Source organism: Paenibacillus paludis (assembly GCF_042610515.1).
Lineage (GTDB): Bacteria > Bacillota > Bacilli > Paenibacillales > Paenibacillaceae > Paenibacillus_AQ.
The window spans coordinates 20,885-37,505 of the sequence record NZ_JBGJZP010000015.1 but is presented as its reverse complement, the minus strand read 5'-3'; the positions used below and the strand labels follow the sequence as shown (position 1 = coordinate 37,505).

At 50.7% G+C, this 16,621-nt stretch carries 13 protein-coding genes; 5 read left to right on the top strand and 8 right to left on the bottom strand.

Going from position 1 to position 16,621, the window contains the following annotated elements:
• Positions 1 to 186 precede the first annotated feature (186 nt).
• Together ACAN56_RS24250 and ACAN56_RS24245 are read right to left on the bottom strand one after the other, a co-directional pair.
• The gene (locus ACAN56_RS24250; protein WP_379146043.1) at positions 187 to 1,200 is read right to left on the bottom strand and encodes a glycosyltransferase; all 1,014 of its coding nucleotides are present in this window, start codon (positions 1,198 to 1,200) and stop codon (positions 187 to 189) included.
• A complete protein-coding gene (locus ACAN56_RS24245) occupies positions 1,197 to 2,168 on the bottom strand; it encodes a phosphodiester glycosidase family protein (RefSeq protein WP_038588447.1) in 972 nt (323 codons plus the stop codon). Before ACAN56_RS24245 ends, ACAN56_RS24250 begins: the two co-directional genes overlap by 4 nt.
• A gap of 281 nt (positions 2,169 to 2,449) precedes the next feature.
• Here ACAN56_RS24245 and ACAN56_RS24240 point away from each other — a divergent pair, with 281 nt between their 5' ends.
• The 5 genes from ACAN56_RS24240 (at position 2,450) to ACAN56_RS24220 (ending at position 7,827) form a co-directional block, all read left to right on the top strand.
• Positions 2,450 to 3,178 carry a response regulator transcription factor gene (locus tag ACAN56_RS24240; protein WP_038588453.1) on the top strand — a complete coding sequence of 243 codons (729 nt, stop codon included), beginning with the start codon at positions 2,450 to 2,452 and terminating at the stop codon, positions 3,176 to 3,178.
• Positions 3,175 to 4,110, top strand: a complete 936-nt coding sequence (locus ACAN56_RS24235) for a sensor histidine kinase (RefSeq protein WP_076113081.1) — start codon at positions 3,175 to 3,177, stop codon at positions 4,108 to 4,110. Before ACAN56_RS24240 ends, ACAN56_RS24235 begins: the two co-directional genes overlap by 4 nt.
• Before the next feature lie 143 nt (positions 4,111 to 4,253).
• Positions 4,254 to 5,171: an ABC transporter ATP-binding protein gene (locus ACAN56_RS24230; RefSeq protein ID WP_038588459.1), complete on the top strand. Its 918-nt coding sequence runs from the start codon at positions 4,254 to 4,256 to the stop codon at positions 5,169 to 5,171.
• On the top strand, positions 5,164 to 5,865 hold the full coding sequence (locus ACAN56_RS24225; RefSeq protein WP_379146042.1) for an ABC transporter permease: 702 nt from the start codon (positions 5,164 to 5,166) through the stop codon (positions 5,863 to 5,865). Before ACAN56_RS24230 ends, ACAN56_RS24225 begins: the two co-directional genes overlap by 8 nt.
• 282 nt (positions 5,866 to 6,147) lie before the next feature.
• Positions 6,148 to 7,827, top strand: a complete 1,680-nt coding sequence (locus tag ACAN56_RS24220) for an ATP-binding protein (RefSeq protein ID WP_379146041.1) — start codon at positions 6,148 to 6,150, stop codon at positions 7,825 to 7,827.
• 208 nt (positions 7,828 to 8,035) lie between these two features.
• Here the strand turns inward: ACAN56_RS24220 and ACAN56_RS24215 are convergent, their stop codons facing one another.
• The 6 genes from ACAN56_RS24215 to ACAN56_RS24190 all read right to left on the bottom strand — a co-directional run bounded on the left by ACAN56_RS24215 (position 8,036) and on the right by ACAN56_RS24190 (position 16,558).
• Entirely contained in the window at positions 8,036 to 8,881 is an 846-nt protein-coding gene (locus ACAN56_RS24215; protein WP_038588465.1) for a DegV family protein, read from the bottom strand.
• Between the two features lie 202 nt (positions 8,882 to 9,083).
• Positions 9,084 to 9,944 (bottom strand): AraC family transcriptional regulator, encoded by an 861-nt coding sequence (locus ACAN56_RS24210; RefSeq protein ID WP_379146039.1) that lies wholly within the window; start codon positions 9,942 to 9,944, stop codon positions 9,084 to 9,086.
• Positions 9,945 to 10,044: 100 nt separating this feature from the next.
• On the bottom strand, positions 10,045 to 11,733 hold the full coding sequence (locus tag ACAN56_RS24205; protein ID WP_038588471.1) for a glycoside hydrolase family 13 protein: 1,689 nt from the start codon (positions 11,731 to 11,733) through the stop codon (positions 10,045 to 10,047).
• A 316-nt stretch (positions 11,734 to 12,049) separates the two neighbouring features.
• Positions 12,050 to 14,368 (bottom strand): glycoside hydrolase family 65 protein, encoded by a 2,319-nt coding sequence (locus ACAN56_RS24200; RefSeq protein ID WP_379146037.1) that lies wholly within the window; start codon positions 14,366 to 14,368, stop codon positions 12,050 to 12,052.
• A gap of 295 nt (positions 14,369 to 14,663) precedes the next feature.
• Positions 14,664 to 15,326 (bottom strand): beta-phosphoglucomutase, encoded by a 663-nt coding sequence (gene pgmB, locus ACAN56_RS24195; RefSeq protein ID WP_379146035.1) that lies wholly within the window; start codon positions 15,324 to 15,326, stop codon positions 14,664 to 14,666.
• Positions 15,327 to 15,520: 194 nt separating this feature from the next.
• Positions 15,521 to 16,558, bottom strand: coding sequence for a LacI family DNA-binding transcriptional regulator (locus ACAN56_RS24190; protein ID WP_038588479.1), 1,038 nt, complete (start codon positions 16,556 to 16,558; stop codon positions 15,521 to 15,523).
• Between the last annotated feature and the right edge of the window lie 63 nt (positions 16,559 to 16,621).

Genomic DNA, 16,621 nt, shown 5'->3' with positions numbered 1-16,621 from the left:
CGAACGCGTCCGCCTTTATGGACCAATTTCTACCGCGATCAGCGGTTTGTAATCAGGAAATTGGTCCATAACAGCGGCCGGAAGTCCAAACATTCCCCGCAGTCACGGCCGAACCCGAAAGGTATAGCCTTACATTCTTACAGTCTTATAGCCTTTAAGCCTCACAGCCTCTTAATGCTTCCTACCTCAGTACACAAACCTCCTCTGCGCCCAGTAGCTGAACAGGAAGATCGAAACCTCGGTCAACAGCTTGGCGGCGACAAGCGGGATGATCAGCTTTTCATTGTAGAAATAGAGCAGCCCGTAATTGAACAGCAGCACGAGAATGACCAGCGCGAAGTATTTGGGCAGCGACTCCTGGAGCCTGGACGCCTTGCCGCCGGTGAACACATATTTCCGGTTCATGGAATAGTTGAAGATGGAGCTGCACAATCTCGCGGCGGCGACTGACAGGAACAGGTTGTGGCTGAGACTCTGGAACAGGAACAACAGCGTAAAGTCGAGCAGGGCCGACAGCAGCGATGAAGTGCTGAACATTAGAATCGGCAGATAAATCCGGAAGGAATCCACCAGAGGCCGGAAATGGGACGATTTATTATCTTCCAGATACACGGTATCAATATATTCCTCGATAAGGGTATACCCCTCTCTATGGGCAGTCAGCAGCATGTTCATTTCATACTCAAACCGTTCCCCGGGAATCTGGCAGAGCCAGTCAAGCATCGGGAAGGAGAAGCCGCGCAGGCCGGTTTGTGTATCATAGATTTTGGTGCCTGTAGTGAGGGAAAAGACTGCCCGTGTCACCGAGTTGCCGAAACGGCTGCGCAGGGGAATGGTGCCGCTGAACCGGCGGCTGCCCAGCACAATTCCGGGAGTGGTCTGGTTCTGGAGCACCTCGACAATCCGCTTAATGTCATGAGGCAGATGCTGGCCGTCACTATCCGCGCAGACTACATAGCCGGACAGTCCGGTCTCCTGGATATACCGGAAGCCTGTCTTCAGAGCGCGTCCTTTTCCCAGGTTGGCCTCATGCGTCAGGACGGTGCAGCCGAAGGCTTCGGCCATGTCGAAGATTCCGCGGTAAGCCGGGCCGCTCCCGTCATCTACAAGGACGATCGGTCCAAGCTGATACTCTTGCAGCTGCACAATTAATTCCAGCAGTCGTTTATCTGGCTCATAGGCCGGAATAAGGATCGTCATGAGGTTACTCCCTCCTTGATATAAAGAATGTCGCTGACGCCGCGTTCCTGATTTTTGCCCAGCGGATTATTCACAACCCGTCCCATGAAATACATTGTGGATGAACCGCCGCCGTCCAGATTGTAGGCTTCGGTGGCTCCGAGATCCGACATCACAGCAGCAAGCTCGGCGAGGGTCATGCCCCGGCTGTAGCCTTCGCTGCGCCCGTCCACAACAACGAACACATAATGGTTTGGTGCGATCATGCCAATCGCGGTCCGGGGATTCGCATTCTGGATGGAACGGTTGCCGAAATTTCTGTCGATTTTGACACTGCTGAAATCACTGACGATGTTGCCGTCCTGAATCAGAATCGGCCCGAAGGAGAGGGTATTGGTGGCTCCCTGGGCCAGCAGATCGGACGAAGAAATCTCTTCCTCGTCATACGTCTTCATGGTCCCGTCATCGAACAGCGCCATCGCATCCCGCACGGGATCATCCCGGTACACTGTTCCATTGCGGATAATGACCCCATCCTCGCGGAAGCCATAGTAATCGCCGTTGATTGCAAAGACCGCGTTGTTGCTGGAGGCAATCTCTGAGGTGTCCTCTATGATGTTCGTGCCAAAGCTGCTTTCGGCAAAAGCAGAGCGCAGGCTGCTTGCCTCCTTAAGCACGACATCAGCGACAAAATAAGTGATCTGGTCTGAACCGGACCCGGTCTGTACCTGGTCGATCTGGATCTGGATATCGTCACTGGAATAACTCCAGTCGTCGGAAGTCGCGTTAACCTCGGCTGCAACTGTGGCTGCTGCTGTGCTTACGCCGGCTGTGGCTGTGTCATCCGCTACGACGACTTCGACATGTTCGATCAAGTAACGGTCTGCCAGGCTATAGATCACCGTGCCGAGACTCAGGAGGACCACGATCATCACGATCAGAAGTTTGCGTTTGAAACTCCAGGGTTGTTTTTTTCTTATGTTCATCATTGAACCATCACCTCATCATGTAAGTTGTTAAGGTCATCATACCGGGGCTACCTTTAGTGAAACTGAAATAGTAACCGCACCGGACAATTGGTATACTTTAACAGAGATCCGGCCATTTCCAGCATTGATAAGGAGGGTAAAGGCTATGAATCCAGTCCGTTGCGGTTATAAATAAACGATGATGCGATTGAGGGAACCGCTGATTTTAGCTTTTGTATCAAGGAATCTATTGCTATACTTTAACAACAAGACGGTTATTAGAGCTGCTGGGAGGTTCAGTCATGACGCATCGTATACTGCTGGTTGAGGACGATGAAGATATTAGTAGAATGGTATTTTCTTATTTGGTAAAAGAGGGCTATGAGGTGGAGACTGCATTTGATGGTGAGGCAGCGGAAAAGCTTTTTCATCGCGGCGGCGCCTATGATCTGGTTCTGCTGGATCTGATGCTTCCGAAACGAAGCGGCAACGATGTGCTGCAGACGATTCGCCGGGACAGTCTGGTGCCTGTGCTGATCATGTCGGCTAAGGACAGTGATGTGGACAAGGCGCTGGGTCTTGGCTTCGGCGCGGATGATTATATTACGAAGCCGTTCTCGATGATCGAGCTGGCGGCACGGGTGAAGGCGGCGATCCGGCGGGCAGGGTATGCCGCTGCTGGAAGTCCTGTTCAGGAAACAGCTGCCGTTCAGGAGCGCGCCAACACGATAGCACTGCGTGGACTCACCGTCGATCTCGATAATTTCTCGGCGCTGAAGAACGGGGAAGAGGTCAAGCTGACGGCCAAGGAGTTCCAGATTCTTAAGCTGTTCGTGAGCAGCCCCGGCCGGGTGTACACCAAAGCGCAGATTTACAGCGTCGTCTGGGAAGACGATTATTACGGGGATGAGAATGTCATTAATGTACATATGCGCAGACTGCGTGAAAAAATTGAAGATGACCCGTCAAAGCCGGAATACATCAAAACGTTATGGGGCATTGGCTACAAGCTGGGGGATGTGCTGGAATGATCGCTTTTTTGAGTGTGGCTATCCTGCTGCTGCTGATCGTGATCCTCTGGCAGTACCTGCGTCTGCGGGAGCATTCCCGCCACCTCGATTATATCCACACCAAACTTACGAGCATTGTTGACCGGGGCTCGCACGAAAGGCTGCTTCTGTTCAATAGCAACCCTCATCTGCAAACGCTGCTGACTGATCTCAACAGGCTGCTGGACGTCAATCACAAGGGAGCGGTCGAACTGGCCAAGCTGGAGAAGTCTATGCGCAGCATGCTGGCAAACATCTCCCATGATCTGAAGACTCCGCTGACGGTGGTGCTCGGCTATATTGAAACGATTCTCCATGACGGGAATATAACGGAAGAGGAGCAGGCGCATATTCTGCGGATGATTCATGCCAAGGCAGAAGAGGTGATCCGGCTGATGAACAGCTTTTTTGATCTGGCCAAGCTGGAGTCCGGGGATAAGCAGATCGCGCTGTCGCGGGTGGAGCTGGGCGAGGTCTGCCGGCGGAACATACTTTCCTTTTACGATATCCTGAATGCCAAGGGCAGTGAGGTGGAGATTGGGATTCCGGATGAGGCGATGTACATGATGGGCAACGAGGAGGCGCTGGACCGGGTGCTGTCCAATCTGTTGTCCAATGCGATCAATTACGGGGATGCCGGAGGTGTGCTTGGACTCACCCTCTACAGCGCCGGAGACCAGGTGTGCATAGACGTATGGGACCGGGGCAAAGGCGTCACCGAAGGGCATCAGGATAAAGTCTTCGAACGGCTCTACACGCTGGAGGATTCCCGCAACCGTGACTATCAGGGGAGCGGCCTTGGGCTGACCATCACCAAACGGTTGACGGAACAGATGAACGGCAGCATTACCTTACGCAGCAAACCTTACGTCAAAACGGTATTTACGCTCTCTTTTCGCAGGCTGACCTTCTAAAAACTATACTGGTCCGGCGGCTTAACCTGCACTTACGGCTGCAGCTTAAGATTTTCGTAAGAATCAGGTAATAAAAAAGAAAATTCCGCTGTGTACAATAAGAACCAGGAAGACAAACGAAGAAGCCAAAGGGGATAACGGAAATGACCACCATACTGCGTACTTGGGATTTAACCAAGGAGTATCAAGGCAAAGAGGCTGTCAAAGGCGTGAATATGAATATCAAGCAAGGCGAAATTTACGGGTTCCTGGGACCTAACGGTGCGGGCAAAACTACGGTGATGAAAATGATCACTAATCTGGTGAAGCCGACGGCAGGAGAAATTGAATTTTTTGGCGAGTTTATGACAAACCGTTCCTATGAAATGCTGAAACGTATGGGCTGCATTATTGAATATCCGGTATTCTACGACAAGCTGACGGCAAGAGAAAATCTCCAGCTGCACGGGGAGTATATGGGTTACTACGATGCCAAGGCCATGGAAGAAGCGCTGGAGCTGGTGAAGCTGAAGGGTGTGGACAAAAAGCCGGTCAAGCAGTTTTCCCTGGGGATGAAACAGCGGCTGGGCATTGCCCGGGCAGTCATGACGAAACCGGAGCTGCTCATTCTGGATGAGCCGATCAACGGGCTGGACCCCATGGGCATCAAGGAGCTGCGTGAGGTGTTCCGCATGCTGAGCCGCGAATACGGAATGACACTGCTGATCTCCAGCCATATTCTGGGTGAAGTTGAACAGGTCGCCGACACCATCGGCATGATCCGTGACGGAATTCTGCTGGAGGAAGTGGCGATGGATACGATACGCAGCCAGAACACGCAATACATCGAACTGATTACCGGAGAGAGCAGCAAAGCGGTGTATGTTCTGGAGCACAAGCTGGGCCTCACCAACTTCAAGGTGCTCGACCCGCGGACGATCCGCATTTACGATGCCATACAGCAGCTTGAACTGAATAAAGCACTGGTAGAAGCGGGTGTGGAGCTGGAAAGCCTGAGTAAAAAGAATCATTCGCTGGAAGATCATTTTGTGGAACTGATGGGGGGTGAGGGCATTGCTTAAGCTGATACAACTGGAAATCCGTAAAAACAAACTGGCAGGTATGCTCAAAGGCGTTGCCATCGCCAACCTCGCAATTTTTGTCTTTATGCTGCTGCTTACTTACGTTGATTCTGAAGGCAGCGGCAGCGGCGGCGGGGAATTCAAGTCTTATGCAGAGATGTTTGACGGCTTGTATGTTCTTGTCAAGGCGACCTTTGTGGTGTTTGCTTCAGTTGTACTGAGCAAGCTGGTTATTGATGAGTATAAGAACAATACCATTACTTTGCTCTTTATGTACCCTATCTCCCGTAAAAAGCTCTTAGGTGCCAAAATTATCATCGTATTCCTCTTTACACTGATCAGTATTTTTGTATCGGATGTTCTGATTAGCGCTCTTCTGATCGGACTTAACTCCTTCACCCATGCGATTCCGGGACAGCTGGATTTGGCTGTGATTCCTGGAGAGATGATCCGGATAGGTGCAGATGCGGCATATGCGGCAGGGATTGGACTAATTCCTTTATATATCGGAATGCGCAAGAAATCCGTACCAGCCACCATAGTTGCTGCAGTGTTGCTTGTCAGCGTGAGTGCCTCCGATTTTGGTAATTTCCAGCCGGGTAATCTGGTAGGGTTCTCCATCTTCCTCAGTCTGCTTGGCGTAGCCATTGCTTACCTGTCGATCCGGAATATTGAACAGAAGGATATTGCCTGAAGGTAACCGGAAGTACAGCTTTGAGTGTTTTCATTTCCTAAGTTCCTCTGCGGTGAGGTTAAGGATGGTCCAACCGTTCTTGCTTATCTGCCGGAGGGACTTTTTTGCTGTAAAACCGCTTGGCATCAATGTTTTGATGGCGACCAACTGCGGTTTTTTTGCTATAATAGTTCTTAATTCAGCAATTTTCGAGCGGAGTACAGATTGAAGTTATGTCTACAGTTTATCCGCAGTTAATGAATAGAGGAAGATACAGGATTGAAGCAGCAGAGGAGGTGGGCTATGACTAAACAATGGTCTTTTATTCTGGATCGGGTGCTTTCGGAAGAAGGTGCTTATAAAGCGTTATACGATCATCACCCCGACCTGATAATTGTGCTGGACAGGCAGGGATATTATGTGGACAGCAACCGTGCTTTTGAAGTTGCCGCTGGCGCAGATCCGGAGCTTCATGAGCCATTGTCTGGTTTGCGGCTACACCCTCCCGGAGAAGAACATTTTGCTGCAGCGCTCGGGGGTATCGGTTCCGGCTTTGAACTGGAGGCGGATGAGGGCCGCGGAAGCAGCCCGGCTGCGGTTACGTATGTGCCGGTAAAAGCTGAAGAAGGTATCGCAGGCGTGTTCGCCATTATCCGATATGACCAGAGCCGTGTTCTTCCTCTTCTGCTTCAGGAATGGTTCGGCAGGCTCCTGACTGGGGAAGTTTCTCCCATGGAATGGACGGATGAGCGGACACCGGGGCGTGAAGAGGAGCTTATAGAACTGGCTATGGTGGAGGAGCAGCAGAAGGCAGAGCTGGTGCTGGAGATGTCAGAGGACAGGCATCTTAGCCTGATATTCAACTCTATTGCAGCCGGAATCTTCGGGCTCGACACGTTGGGCCGGACCTTCTTTATCAACCGTGAGGGAGCAGATATGCTGGGTTATGAGCCCTACGAGCTGAGGGGGCTGCCGTTGATGGATGTGATCCATCATATCCGTGGAGACGGGTCAAGGTACCAGCAGCATGAATGTCCGATCTGGCAGACCCTGCAGGATGGTGTCACCCGCAGTAGAGGGGATGAAATCTTCTGGCGGAAGGATGGCACCAGCTTTTTTGTCAGCTACCGGATTGCACCGCTTCTGCATAAAGGAATCATCTGTGGTGTTGTGGGTTCTTTCAGTGATATTACCAATGAACGGGAGATTCTCCGGGCCAAGGAATCAGCAGAGCAGGCGGCTCAGGCTAAGTCCGATTTCCTGGCGATGATGAGCCATGAGATCCGTACCCCGATGAACGGGATGATCGGCATGGCCGACCTCCTGCTGGAAACAGAGCTGGAAGAAGAGCAGCGCGGCTACGCCGAGATTCTGCGCAGCAGCAGCTACAGTCTGCTGCAAATTCTAAATGACATTCTCGATTTCAGTAAAATGGAAGCCGGCAAAATGCCGCTGCTGTCGGAGAAATTTGATCTGCGCGAAATGCTGGAGAGCATTATAGATTTATTCACCCCCAAAGCTGAAGAGAAAAAGCTGGCGCTGCGCTGGTGGGCGGATACAAGCGTTCCGGCCATAGTGAAGACCGATCCCAGCCGCCTGCGCCAAATCATCGTCAATTTGGTCGGTAATGCGCTTAAATTCACGGAACGTGGAAGCGTAACCTTGTCTGTGAAGAACATTCCGCTGCCGGGTTCACCGGAATACCTGCTGGAATTTTCTGTCCGTGATACAGGAGTGGGAATTGCCGACAGCAAGCTGAATCTGCTCTTTCAATCCTTCTCGCAGCTGCATCCGTTCATTAACCGCAAATATGGCGGAACGGGACTGGGACTGGCCATCTGCAAGCAGCTCGTCGAGCTGATGGGCGGAACGATTTTTGTGGAGAGTGAAGAAGAACGGGGTTCGACCTTCCGCTTTATGCTGCCATTCGTCCATGAAGAAGCTGAATCAGAAGCAGAAGCGGGAATCACACCCTACCTGTGAACAAGCCTTCTTTGTATTGAATGTTCGAACTGGATTAAACATAGCCATAACAAAAACCAGCAAGCTCCGGTTATCGGGGCATTGCTGGTTTTTTTGAAAATATAAGAATTTATATGCTTCGCACTTTAAATTATCCTTCTATTTCTCGCTGAAACGGATACCGTCCTTTTGAGGACGGCGAAGCCGTTTCCACTTGGCTGTTCAATAGTTAGTGCATATACATGAGGCCTACTGTAGCGGGTCCGCAGTGGCTGCCAATGACACAGCCGGCATGAATGACGGCAATCTCTTCAACATCGGTCTGTTCACGCAGCGCCGCCACCAAAAAGTTGGCATCCTCTTCACCCAGTGTGTGGGCCACGATGAGCAGCTCCTTATCCATTTCCCCGGCATTGGCAAGGGCATGCTGGAGCATTTGTTCCACAGCTTTCTCCTTCTTGCCGCGAACTTTGCTCACAGGTACAATCGCACCGTCAATCAGCCGCAGCACAGGCCGGATCTTCAACAGGCTGCCGATAAAATTCTGCATACCTGAACAACGTCCACCCATATATAAGTAATCCAGTGTATCCACAACAAATTCTGTCTCCACTCGGTCGCGGCATTGCTTCAGCATAGCGGCAATTTCCCTGCTGCTGTGGCCTTTGGCTGCGGCGCGAACCGCTTTCATCACTAGGAGCGCAATCCCTCCGCATAACGTCTGGGAATCAACCACTTGAACGCGTCCTTCAGGAAACTCCCCTGCAGCCAGCAGGGCATTCTGATATGTAGAGGATAAAGAAGAGGAAAGACTGATATAGACGACGTCTCCTCCGCTGCTGATGACCGGCCCAAAAGCGGCCATGAAGTCGGCGGGCGAAGGTGCAGCGGTCTTCGGCAGTGCTCCATTTGCGGCGACACGACGATACACTTCCTCAGGTGTAATATCTACACCATCCTTGTAGGTACCGTCTTGAAATACTACATACAGCGGGACGATGCCAATATCATACGTTTCCTTCCAGCCTTGCGGCAAATCGGAAGTGCTGTCTGAAAAGATTTTTACGATAGACATGAAATTCTCCTTCACCGAATCTCGGATGACAATATGACATAATAGAATAAGCCATATAATCTGTTTATTATACCAAGCTATTGCCAATTCTCAAAATGAAAATTAATAGAGAAGGAGCTGGGAAATATGCCAGTCTCTTTACGCGGCTGCTTCCGGCAAGGTTTAAACAAAAAGGACTACCCTAATCGGGTAGCCCAGTTGCTTATTTCTTCATCACCGGAATCCACACTTCACAGACATAATCCTCTGCATCCGGGTCGCCTGGTGGATAAAGCTCGAATTCCGGACCACCTGCATGCTCATAGCCGGTACCCGGGAACCACTCCTGGAAAATCCGCTGCCACACATTTTGAATCGCATGCGGCATGGGGCCGGCTGAGGTGAATACGGCCCAGCTTGCAGCTGGAACCACCGCGGTTTCATAGCCTTGGGGATCCGTCTCCGGCGTACCTTCCACTCCGATCCAGTAGGACAGCAGCTCTTTCTCCATGTCCATACTCATACAGATGCCAAGCCAATCTTTGCCTGTGCCGATTTCAATCAGCTTATCCGAAGTGCCGTCCGCATTGCATTCATTCCAAAACTCAGGGATTCTGCGGAAATTCTCTCCCTCCCTGGTCGTAACCTCCATTGATTTGCCGATGACGGTAAATGCGTCTTTCTCCACGATTCTGTATTCCATTTCCTGATCTCCCTTCAATGATAGATGGAAGGAGAGGCGGGGGAATGCCTTGAGCTGTACACCCGGTTCACGCGCGGCGGAGGGGGTGAGTCCATGCGCTTTGCGGAACGCTTTGGCGAAGGCTTCCGGGGAGTCATATCCATATTTCAGCGCTACATCCAGCACCTTGATTTTGGAAATGGCCAGCTCCTGGGCGGCCAAAGTCAATCTGCGCTTGCGGATATAGTCTGCCACCGTTACCCCTGTCAGCATGCCGAACATGCGCTGGAAATGAAAAGGGGAGACATGAGCCACCTTAGCCACTTCTTCTATGCGCAGGGGTTCGGTCATCTTGCTCTCCATATAATCCAAGGCATTTTTCATTCGGATCAGCCATTCCACGTTTGCCATCTCCCTTTTGCATTTATACTATCATGAGCCAGTCAACCAAGCCTGTTATTCTCTGCTCATTAATGACAGGTTAACACAAATCGGGTGTATGCTATAGACGAATTTGATAGACCCGGGCTTCATAAGGCCGCAAGGTTGCAAGGCTGGCAGCATCCGGCTCTCCCGGATAATTGCCGATAATGATGCTGGTTACAGCCGCCAGCTCAGCAGGGAGATCAACCGGCTGCGGGTCAGCGCTGAAATTCAGCAGAATAAGCCACTGTTCATCGTCTAACGTCCGGGTATAGGCATAAATGTATTCATGCTCCGTCAGCAGCAGTTTATATTCGCCGTAAGCCATAATCTGATGTTCTTTACGCAAGCTAATCAGCTTCTGGTAATAATAAAACACGGAATCCGGATCAGCCAGCGCCTGCTCTACATTGATATCTGGGTAGTTCGGGTTAAGCTTCAGCCATGGCGCGCCTTGAGTGAAACCTGCATTTGCGGAGGCATCCCACTGCATTGGAGTACGGGCATTGTCCCGGCCTTTCGTGTGGATGGCCTGTAGAATCGTCTCATGCTCCGCGCCGCCTTCCGTGACCTTTTCCCGGTACATATTCAGGATCTCGATATCCTTATAATCTTCCAGCACAGGGAATTTCACATTCGTCATGCCGATTTCTTCGCCTTGATAGATGTAGGGCGTGCCTTTCAGCGTATGCAGCAGTGTAGCCAGCATTTTGGCTGACAGAACACGGTATTCACCATCATTGCCGAACCGGGAGACCATCCGCGGCTGGTCATGATTATTCAGGTACAGACTGTTCCAGCCGCGTTCGGCTAAGCCAACCTGCCATTTATGCAGAATGTCGCGCAAGCCTTGGAGGCTCCAAGGGGTGACATCCCATTTGCCGCCGGGACCGGAGTCCACATCCATATGTTCAAATTGGAACACCATCTGCAGCTCCTGCCGGTCTTCGGCTGTATACAGAATCGCATCCTCTACACTGGCCCCCGGAGTTTCACCAACCGTCATCACCTCATATTTGGAGAGGACCTCACGGTTCATTTCCTGCAAATATTCATGGACCCGCGGGCCGTTCATAAAATATTCGCCGCCACCGGCCAGCTCTCCCGGAGCCAGCCCCTCTCTGTGAGCGGAAGGCAGGCCTTCCACCTTGGAGATCATATTAATGACGTCCATCCGTAAGCCATCGACGCCTTTGTCGAGCCAGAACGCGATCATTTTGTAGAGGGCTTCGCGAAGCTGCGGATTCTCCCAGTTGAGATCCGGCTGCTTGCGGGAGAACAGATGAAGATAATATTCTCCGGTAGCTTCATCCAGCTCCCAGGCCGGACCGCTGAAGACGGAGCTCCAATTGTTGGGCCGTTCGCCATTCGGTCCGCCGGGCCGCCAAATATAATAATCGCGGTAAGGATTGTCCAGGGAGGAACGGGATTCGGCAAACCATGCGTGTTCATCCGAGGAATGGTTGATCACAAGGTCCATCATCAGCTTGATGCCGCGTTCATGCAGTCCGGCCAGAAGCTCCTCCCAGTCCTTCAAAGTGCCGAACTCATCCATAATATCCTCGTAATCGCTAATATCATAACCATTGTCGTCGTTGGGGGATTTATAGACCGGGGACAGCCAGACGACATCGACACCGAGCTTCTGCAAATAATCGAGGCGGGAGATAATCCCTTGCAGATCCCCGATTCCGTCTCCGTTGCTGTCCTGGAAGCTGCGAGGGTAGATTTGATAGACTACGGCTTCTTTCCAAAAGGCTCTTTTCATTTTAAACGACTCCTTTGAGTGATTTTATAATGAAACCATAATGAATAATAAAAGATATAGGATGAACTTAAAAAGATCTTAGTGGGCAGCAGTAACGGAGGGGAAGTTTGGAACTGTAGGAGCTTTAGCGTCCGCCTTTATGTTTGGATTTCATCCGCAAATTGCGGCAACAATCAAGAAATCCAAACATAACAGCGGCCGGAAGTCCAAACATTCCCCGGAGATACGGCGTAAGCCCATTCTGCAGATTTTTGAGTTTAACCTATAAAAAACAACCCCGAAGGAGATTGAAGCCTCCGGGGCCAATTAGCCGGAATTATGCCGTGACGGTGGAGCCTTCAGCAGTGACGCTGCTGAGTCCGTTCACAGTATACTCCTTGCCGTGAATCGTGATGGATGCCGGAATATCGGTTTCATTAACAACCGTAACCTGTACATCGGTAACAATGACTTTAAGCCGCGAACCGCGGAACATGATCTTGAAGGAATACGAAGTCCAGTGTCCCGGGTTGGAAGGCTTAAGGATCAAGCGGTCTTCCTGAACGCGCAGTCCGCCGAAGCCATGTACAATCGACATCCAGGTTCCCGCCATGCTTGTAGTATGGCAGCCGTCTTCCGTGTCATTGTTGTAATTGTCGAGATCCAGTCTCGAAGTCCGCAGGTACATTTCATAAGCCTTATCCTTATACCCCAGCTCACAGGCAAGAATTGCATGGATACATGGGGAGAGGGAGGATTCATGAACGGTAATCGGCTCGTAGAAGTCGAAATTCCGTTTCTTGGTGTCCAGATCGTAACGGTCGCCAAGGAAATATAAACCTTGCAGCACATCGGCCTGTTTAATGAAGCAGGAACGCAGAATGCGGTCCCAGGACCATTTTTGATTCAGCGGCAGATTCTCTGGCAGAACATCCTTCACCTGAATGATCTCTTTATCGAGGAAGCCGTCCTGCTGCAGGAAGATGCCGCGTTCTTCATCGGCCGGATAGTACATTTTGGCGATGATTTCATTCCATTGTGTGGTTTCGCTGTCCTGCAGCTCCAGCTTATCGGCAAGCTCTGCGTACCGGGAAGCCTCGTTCTCCTGCAGATATGCCAAGGCTTCCAGCGTGTATTCCATCGTCCAGGCAGCAATCCGGTTTGTATACCAGTTGTTGTTGACGTTATTCTCGTATTCATTAGGTCCGGTTACGCCGAGCATCACATATTTGTCCTTGTGGGCCACGTAGTGAACGCGTTCTTCCCAGAAGCGGGAGATTTCCACAAGCACTTCAAGACCATATTGGCCGAGATAAGCTTTGTCCCCGGTATAATTAACGTAGTTGTAAATCGCATAGGCAATCGCACCGTTACGGTGAATTTCTTCGAACGTGATTTCCCACTCATTGTGGCATTCTTCACCGTTCATCGTTACCATCGGGTACAGTGCACCTTTTTTATAACCAAGCTTAAGCGCATTTTCTTTGGCTTTTTCCAGATGTTTATAACGGTAAATCAGCAGGTTACGGGCGATTGAGGAATCCGCTGTACTTAAGTAGAACGGCACACAGTAAGCTTCTGTATCCCAATAGGTGCTGCCGCCGTATTTTTCCCCGGTAAAGCCTTTGGGTCCGATGTTCAGACGGTCATCTTCACCGGTGTAGGTCTGGTTAAGCTGGAAAATGTTAAAGCGGATCGCCTGCTGTGCCGATACATCACCTTCAATGATAATGTCGCTTTCCTTCCATTTATCGCCCCACGCAGTAGCCTGTTCGGTCAAAAGTGCAACGAATCCGGCTTCCCGGGCGCTTTGCAGTGCCGTCTGCGCAGCATCAACCAGTTGTCCCAGGCCGTAATTGCGGGAAGTGACATTGGCAGCATATTTATAGATGACAACCTGATCGCCGGTTTGCACGGGGAGAGTTACCGTACTGCCCACATATTTCTCATCCTCGGTGACTTCAGCTTCTGCAGTAAGCTTTTCGCCGTTGACCAGAATATCAAAGGTAAATGCCGAGGTGACGTGAAAATCAAGTTTTTTCGTCTTCAGGGTCAGGTATCCGCCGTCCGGCTCGCCTTTCTTCTCCACTTCGTTCCAGAATTTCTCGTCATAGTTGGCATCCTTGTTCTTGATGTCGCCGTCAAGGTAAGGGGAAACGGTAAGCTTTCCGGCAAAATTCACCGGAATGATCGAGTAGCGGATCGCGCCGATCTCACGGCGGGCCATGCTGACGATGCGGATACTTTCCACCTTAACTTCCTTGCCGTCCTCAAGAGTGGCGGTGAAGCTGCGGGAAAGTGTACCTTCCTTCATGTTGAGCACCCGGCGGAACTCAGTAACGGTGCAGGTAGCCAAATCCAGCGGTGTGCCGTCGATGTCGATGTTAATACCAATCCAGTTGGTGCTGTTCAGCACTTTGGCAAAATACTCCGGATAGCCGTTTTTCCACCAGCCGACCCGGGTTTTGTCCGGATAATACACACCGGCCATGTAGCTGCCTTGCAGGCTGTGTCCGCTGTATTGCTCTTCAAAGTTGGCTCTTCCGCCCATATATCCGTTTCCGATGCTAAATACGCTCTCAGAAATTTCTTGGGTCTGGGGATCGAAGGATTCTTCAATGATTGACCATTCATCAATTTTTAGATATTGCTTCATTATTACCGGCTCCTTTTTAGGTGGGGATGATATAAATGGAACTATGAGTTCGACTATACAGGTTACGTGCTGGCTGCCCCTCGGGCGAATGGATGTTACGATCGCTGTTGTCCCCGGATGCTCGGAAATGGGGTTATTGGGCAAGCATCCGGGGACAAAGACGAACGTAGGGTCTTCTTCGAAGGTCCGTCCGCCTTCACTGCTGCTCAGCGTAACTTTGTTCTCACATATAGTTCAGGTAAATAGAGTAGGGCAAAAGAAAATTCACAGGGTTGCTGATAGATGTTAATGTTCGTCAAACCGTTGCAAAAGATTCCCGCAATTCCGCTAGCGCGATCTGCTGGAGAGAAGACACAACGATGTTCGCTGCCCCCAGTGTTGTAGGAGAACCGATGCCTACGCTGCGCATACCGGCGCGGGTGGCAGCGAGGATTCCGGCCTCGGCGTCCTCAAAGACCACGCAGTGCTCAGGGGATACGGCGAGTGCCTGGGCCCCCAGCAGGAACACTTCAGGATCAGGTTTGGCCGCGCTGGTATGTGTGCCGTCGATGATCGCATCGAAATACGGTGTCAGACCGGTGTTATTCAAGATGGTCATCGCGTTTTTGCTGGCGGAGCCAAGGGCGACTTTGATACCGGATTCCCGGCATTCCTTCAGAAAGTCCAGGGCACCGGGCAGAATCTCCGAGCTGTCCATCTTGGCGATGTATTCGACATAGCGGTTGTTTTTTTGCTCGGCCAGCCGGGCTTTTTCCGCCTCGTCCAGCGAAAGTCCGCCGATTTCCAGCAGAATATCCAGTGAAGCGGCGCGGCTGACACCCTTAAGGCGTTCGTTATCCTGTTCGGTGAATTCAAACCCAAGGTTTTCCGCGAGTTCTCTCCAGGCGATAAAATGATATTTGGCAGTGTCGACGATTACACCGTCCAAATCGAACAGGCAGGCTTTAATTTCTGACATGTTGATCCTCCTAAAAGTTTTGTAAGCATAGCTTCCTTGAATCGACTTCGTACAAAACTCACTTCGAAAGCATAAACTTAAGTTTTGTAAGCTATTTTGACGGATATATTGCGGTTTATAAGTAGCGCAAACGTTTGAACAAAGTTCGAAAAAATAAATGAAGCACTTTCGCTTCATTTATTCTTGTGACTTGGTCATTTCTTCCCTGGAGCATACATAGATGACTCTCTAACGATCAAGCGGTGGGGAATGACAAAACGGTTCGTATATCCTGCCTGAATATCCGGCTTCTTGATGCTTTGGATCAGCACTTGGGAGGCCGTATAGCCAAGATGATAAATTCCGATGTCGATGCTGCTGATCGGCGGGCTGGACAGTTCCGATAGTGGGATGTTGTTAAAGCTGACAATCGCCAAATCTTCCGGAACCTTGTATTTCAGTTCATTCAGTCCGCGCAATACTCCGAAAGAGACCATATCGTCCACTGCAACAAGTGCCGTTGGACGGTTCGGGAGATTCATGAAAAATGACATCGCCCTATATCCGCTGTCCTGCAGAAACTCGCCCTCTACAATCCACTCTGTACGCATCTCCAGGCCACTGTTCAGCATGGCTTTGCGGTATCCTTCGAGGCGGTCGCGTGAAACGATGAGGTTAGGCGGTCCGCTGACAAAACCAATGCGTTCATGTCCCATGGAGATTAGGTGGTTTGTAGCGTCGTAAGCGGCCATGACATTATCATTATCCACGGATAAAATATCCTCATAGCGGTCGCTTCGCCCAACAAGCACGAAGGGGTAGCCGCCTGATTCCAGAAAATCAATAACCGCATCATCTTTGCGTGAATACAGCAGAATAACGCCATCAACACGGCGGCCCTTCAACAGGCGGGAAACAGCCTCAAGCTCTTCCTTTTCGTTCGCTCCGGAGCTAATCAACACATCATAACCGGATCGGCTCGATTGAGTCACAATCCCTCTGATTAATTCCATAAAAAACAGATTGGAGAACAGCTCCTCAGCTGGTTTCGGTAAGATGATGCAAATACTGTTAGTGGTCTTCGAAACGAGGCTTTTAGCCATCATATTCGGAGTGTAGCCCATTTCCTCCATAATCACTTTGACCTTGCGGGAAGTTTCTAGGCTGATTCTGGGATGACCTGACAACACCCGGGATACAGTGGAGGGAGAAACTCCCGCTTTCTTAGCCACGTCCTTGATGGTAACTGTCATAGAAACCTCCTCATGGAACCGTTTGCTTTACAAAGTAATATTAATCGAAGTGCTGTAAATTGT

Coding starts and splice junctions, on each gene's coding strand:
- ACAN56_RS24250 (WP_379146043.1), bottom strand. CDS start 1,200: ATGACGATCCTTATTCCGGCCTATGAGCCAGATAAACGACTGCTGGAA.
- ACAN56_RS24245 (WP_038588447.1), bottom strand. CDS start 2,168: ATGATGAACATAAGAAAAAAACAACCCTGGAGTTTCAAACGCAAACTT.
- ACAN56_RS24240 (WP_038588453.1), top strand. CDS start 2,450: ATGACGCATCGTATACTGCTGGTTGAGGACGATGAAGATATTAGTAGA.
- ACAN56_RS24235 (WP_076113081.1), top strand. CDS start 3,175: ATGATCGCTTTTTTGAGTGTGGCTATCCTGCTGCTGCTGATCGTGATC.
- ACAN56_RS24230 (WP_038588459.1), top strand. CDS start 4,254: ATGACCACCATACTGCGTACTTGGGATTTAACCAAGGAGTATCAAGGC.
- ACAN56_RS24220 (WP_379146041.1), top strand. CDS start 6,148: ATGACTAAACAATGGTCTTTTATTCTGGATCGGGTGCTTTCGGAAGAA.
- ACAN56_RS24215 (WP_038588465.1), bottom strand. CDS start 8,881: ATGTCTATCGTAAAAATCTTTTCAGACAGCACTTCCGATTTGCCGCAA.
- ACAN56_RS24205 (WP_038588471.1), bottom strand. CDS start 11,733: ATGAAAAGAGCCTTTTGGAAAGAAGCCGTAGTCTATCAAATCTACCCT.
- ACAN56_RS24200 (WP_379146037.1), bottom strand. CDS start 14,368: ATGAAGCAATATCTAAAAATTGATGAATGGTCAATCATTGAAGAATCC.
- pgmB (WP_379146035.1), bottom strand. CDS start 15,326: ATGTCAGAAATTAAAGCCTGCCTGTTCGATTTGGACGGTGTAATCGTC.
- ACAN56_RS24190 (WP_038588479.1), bottom strand. CDS start 16,558: ATGACAGTTACCATCAAGGACGTGGCTAAGAAAGCGGGAGTTTCTCCC.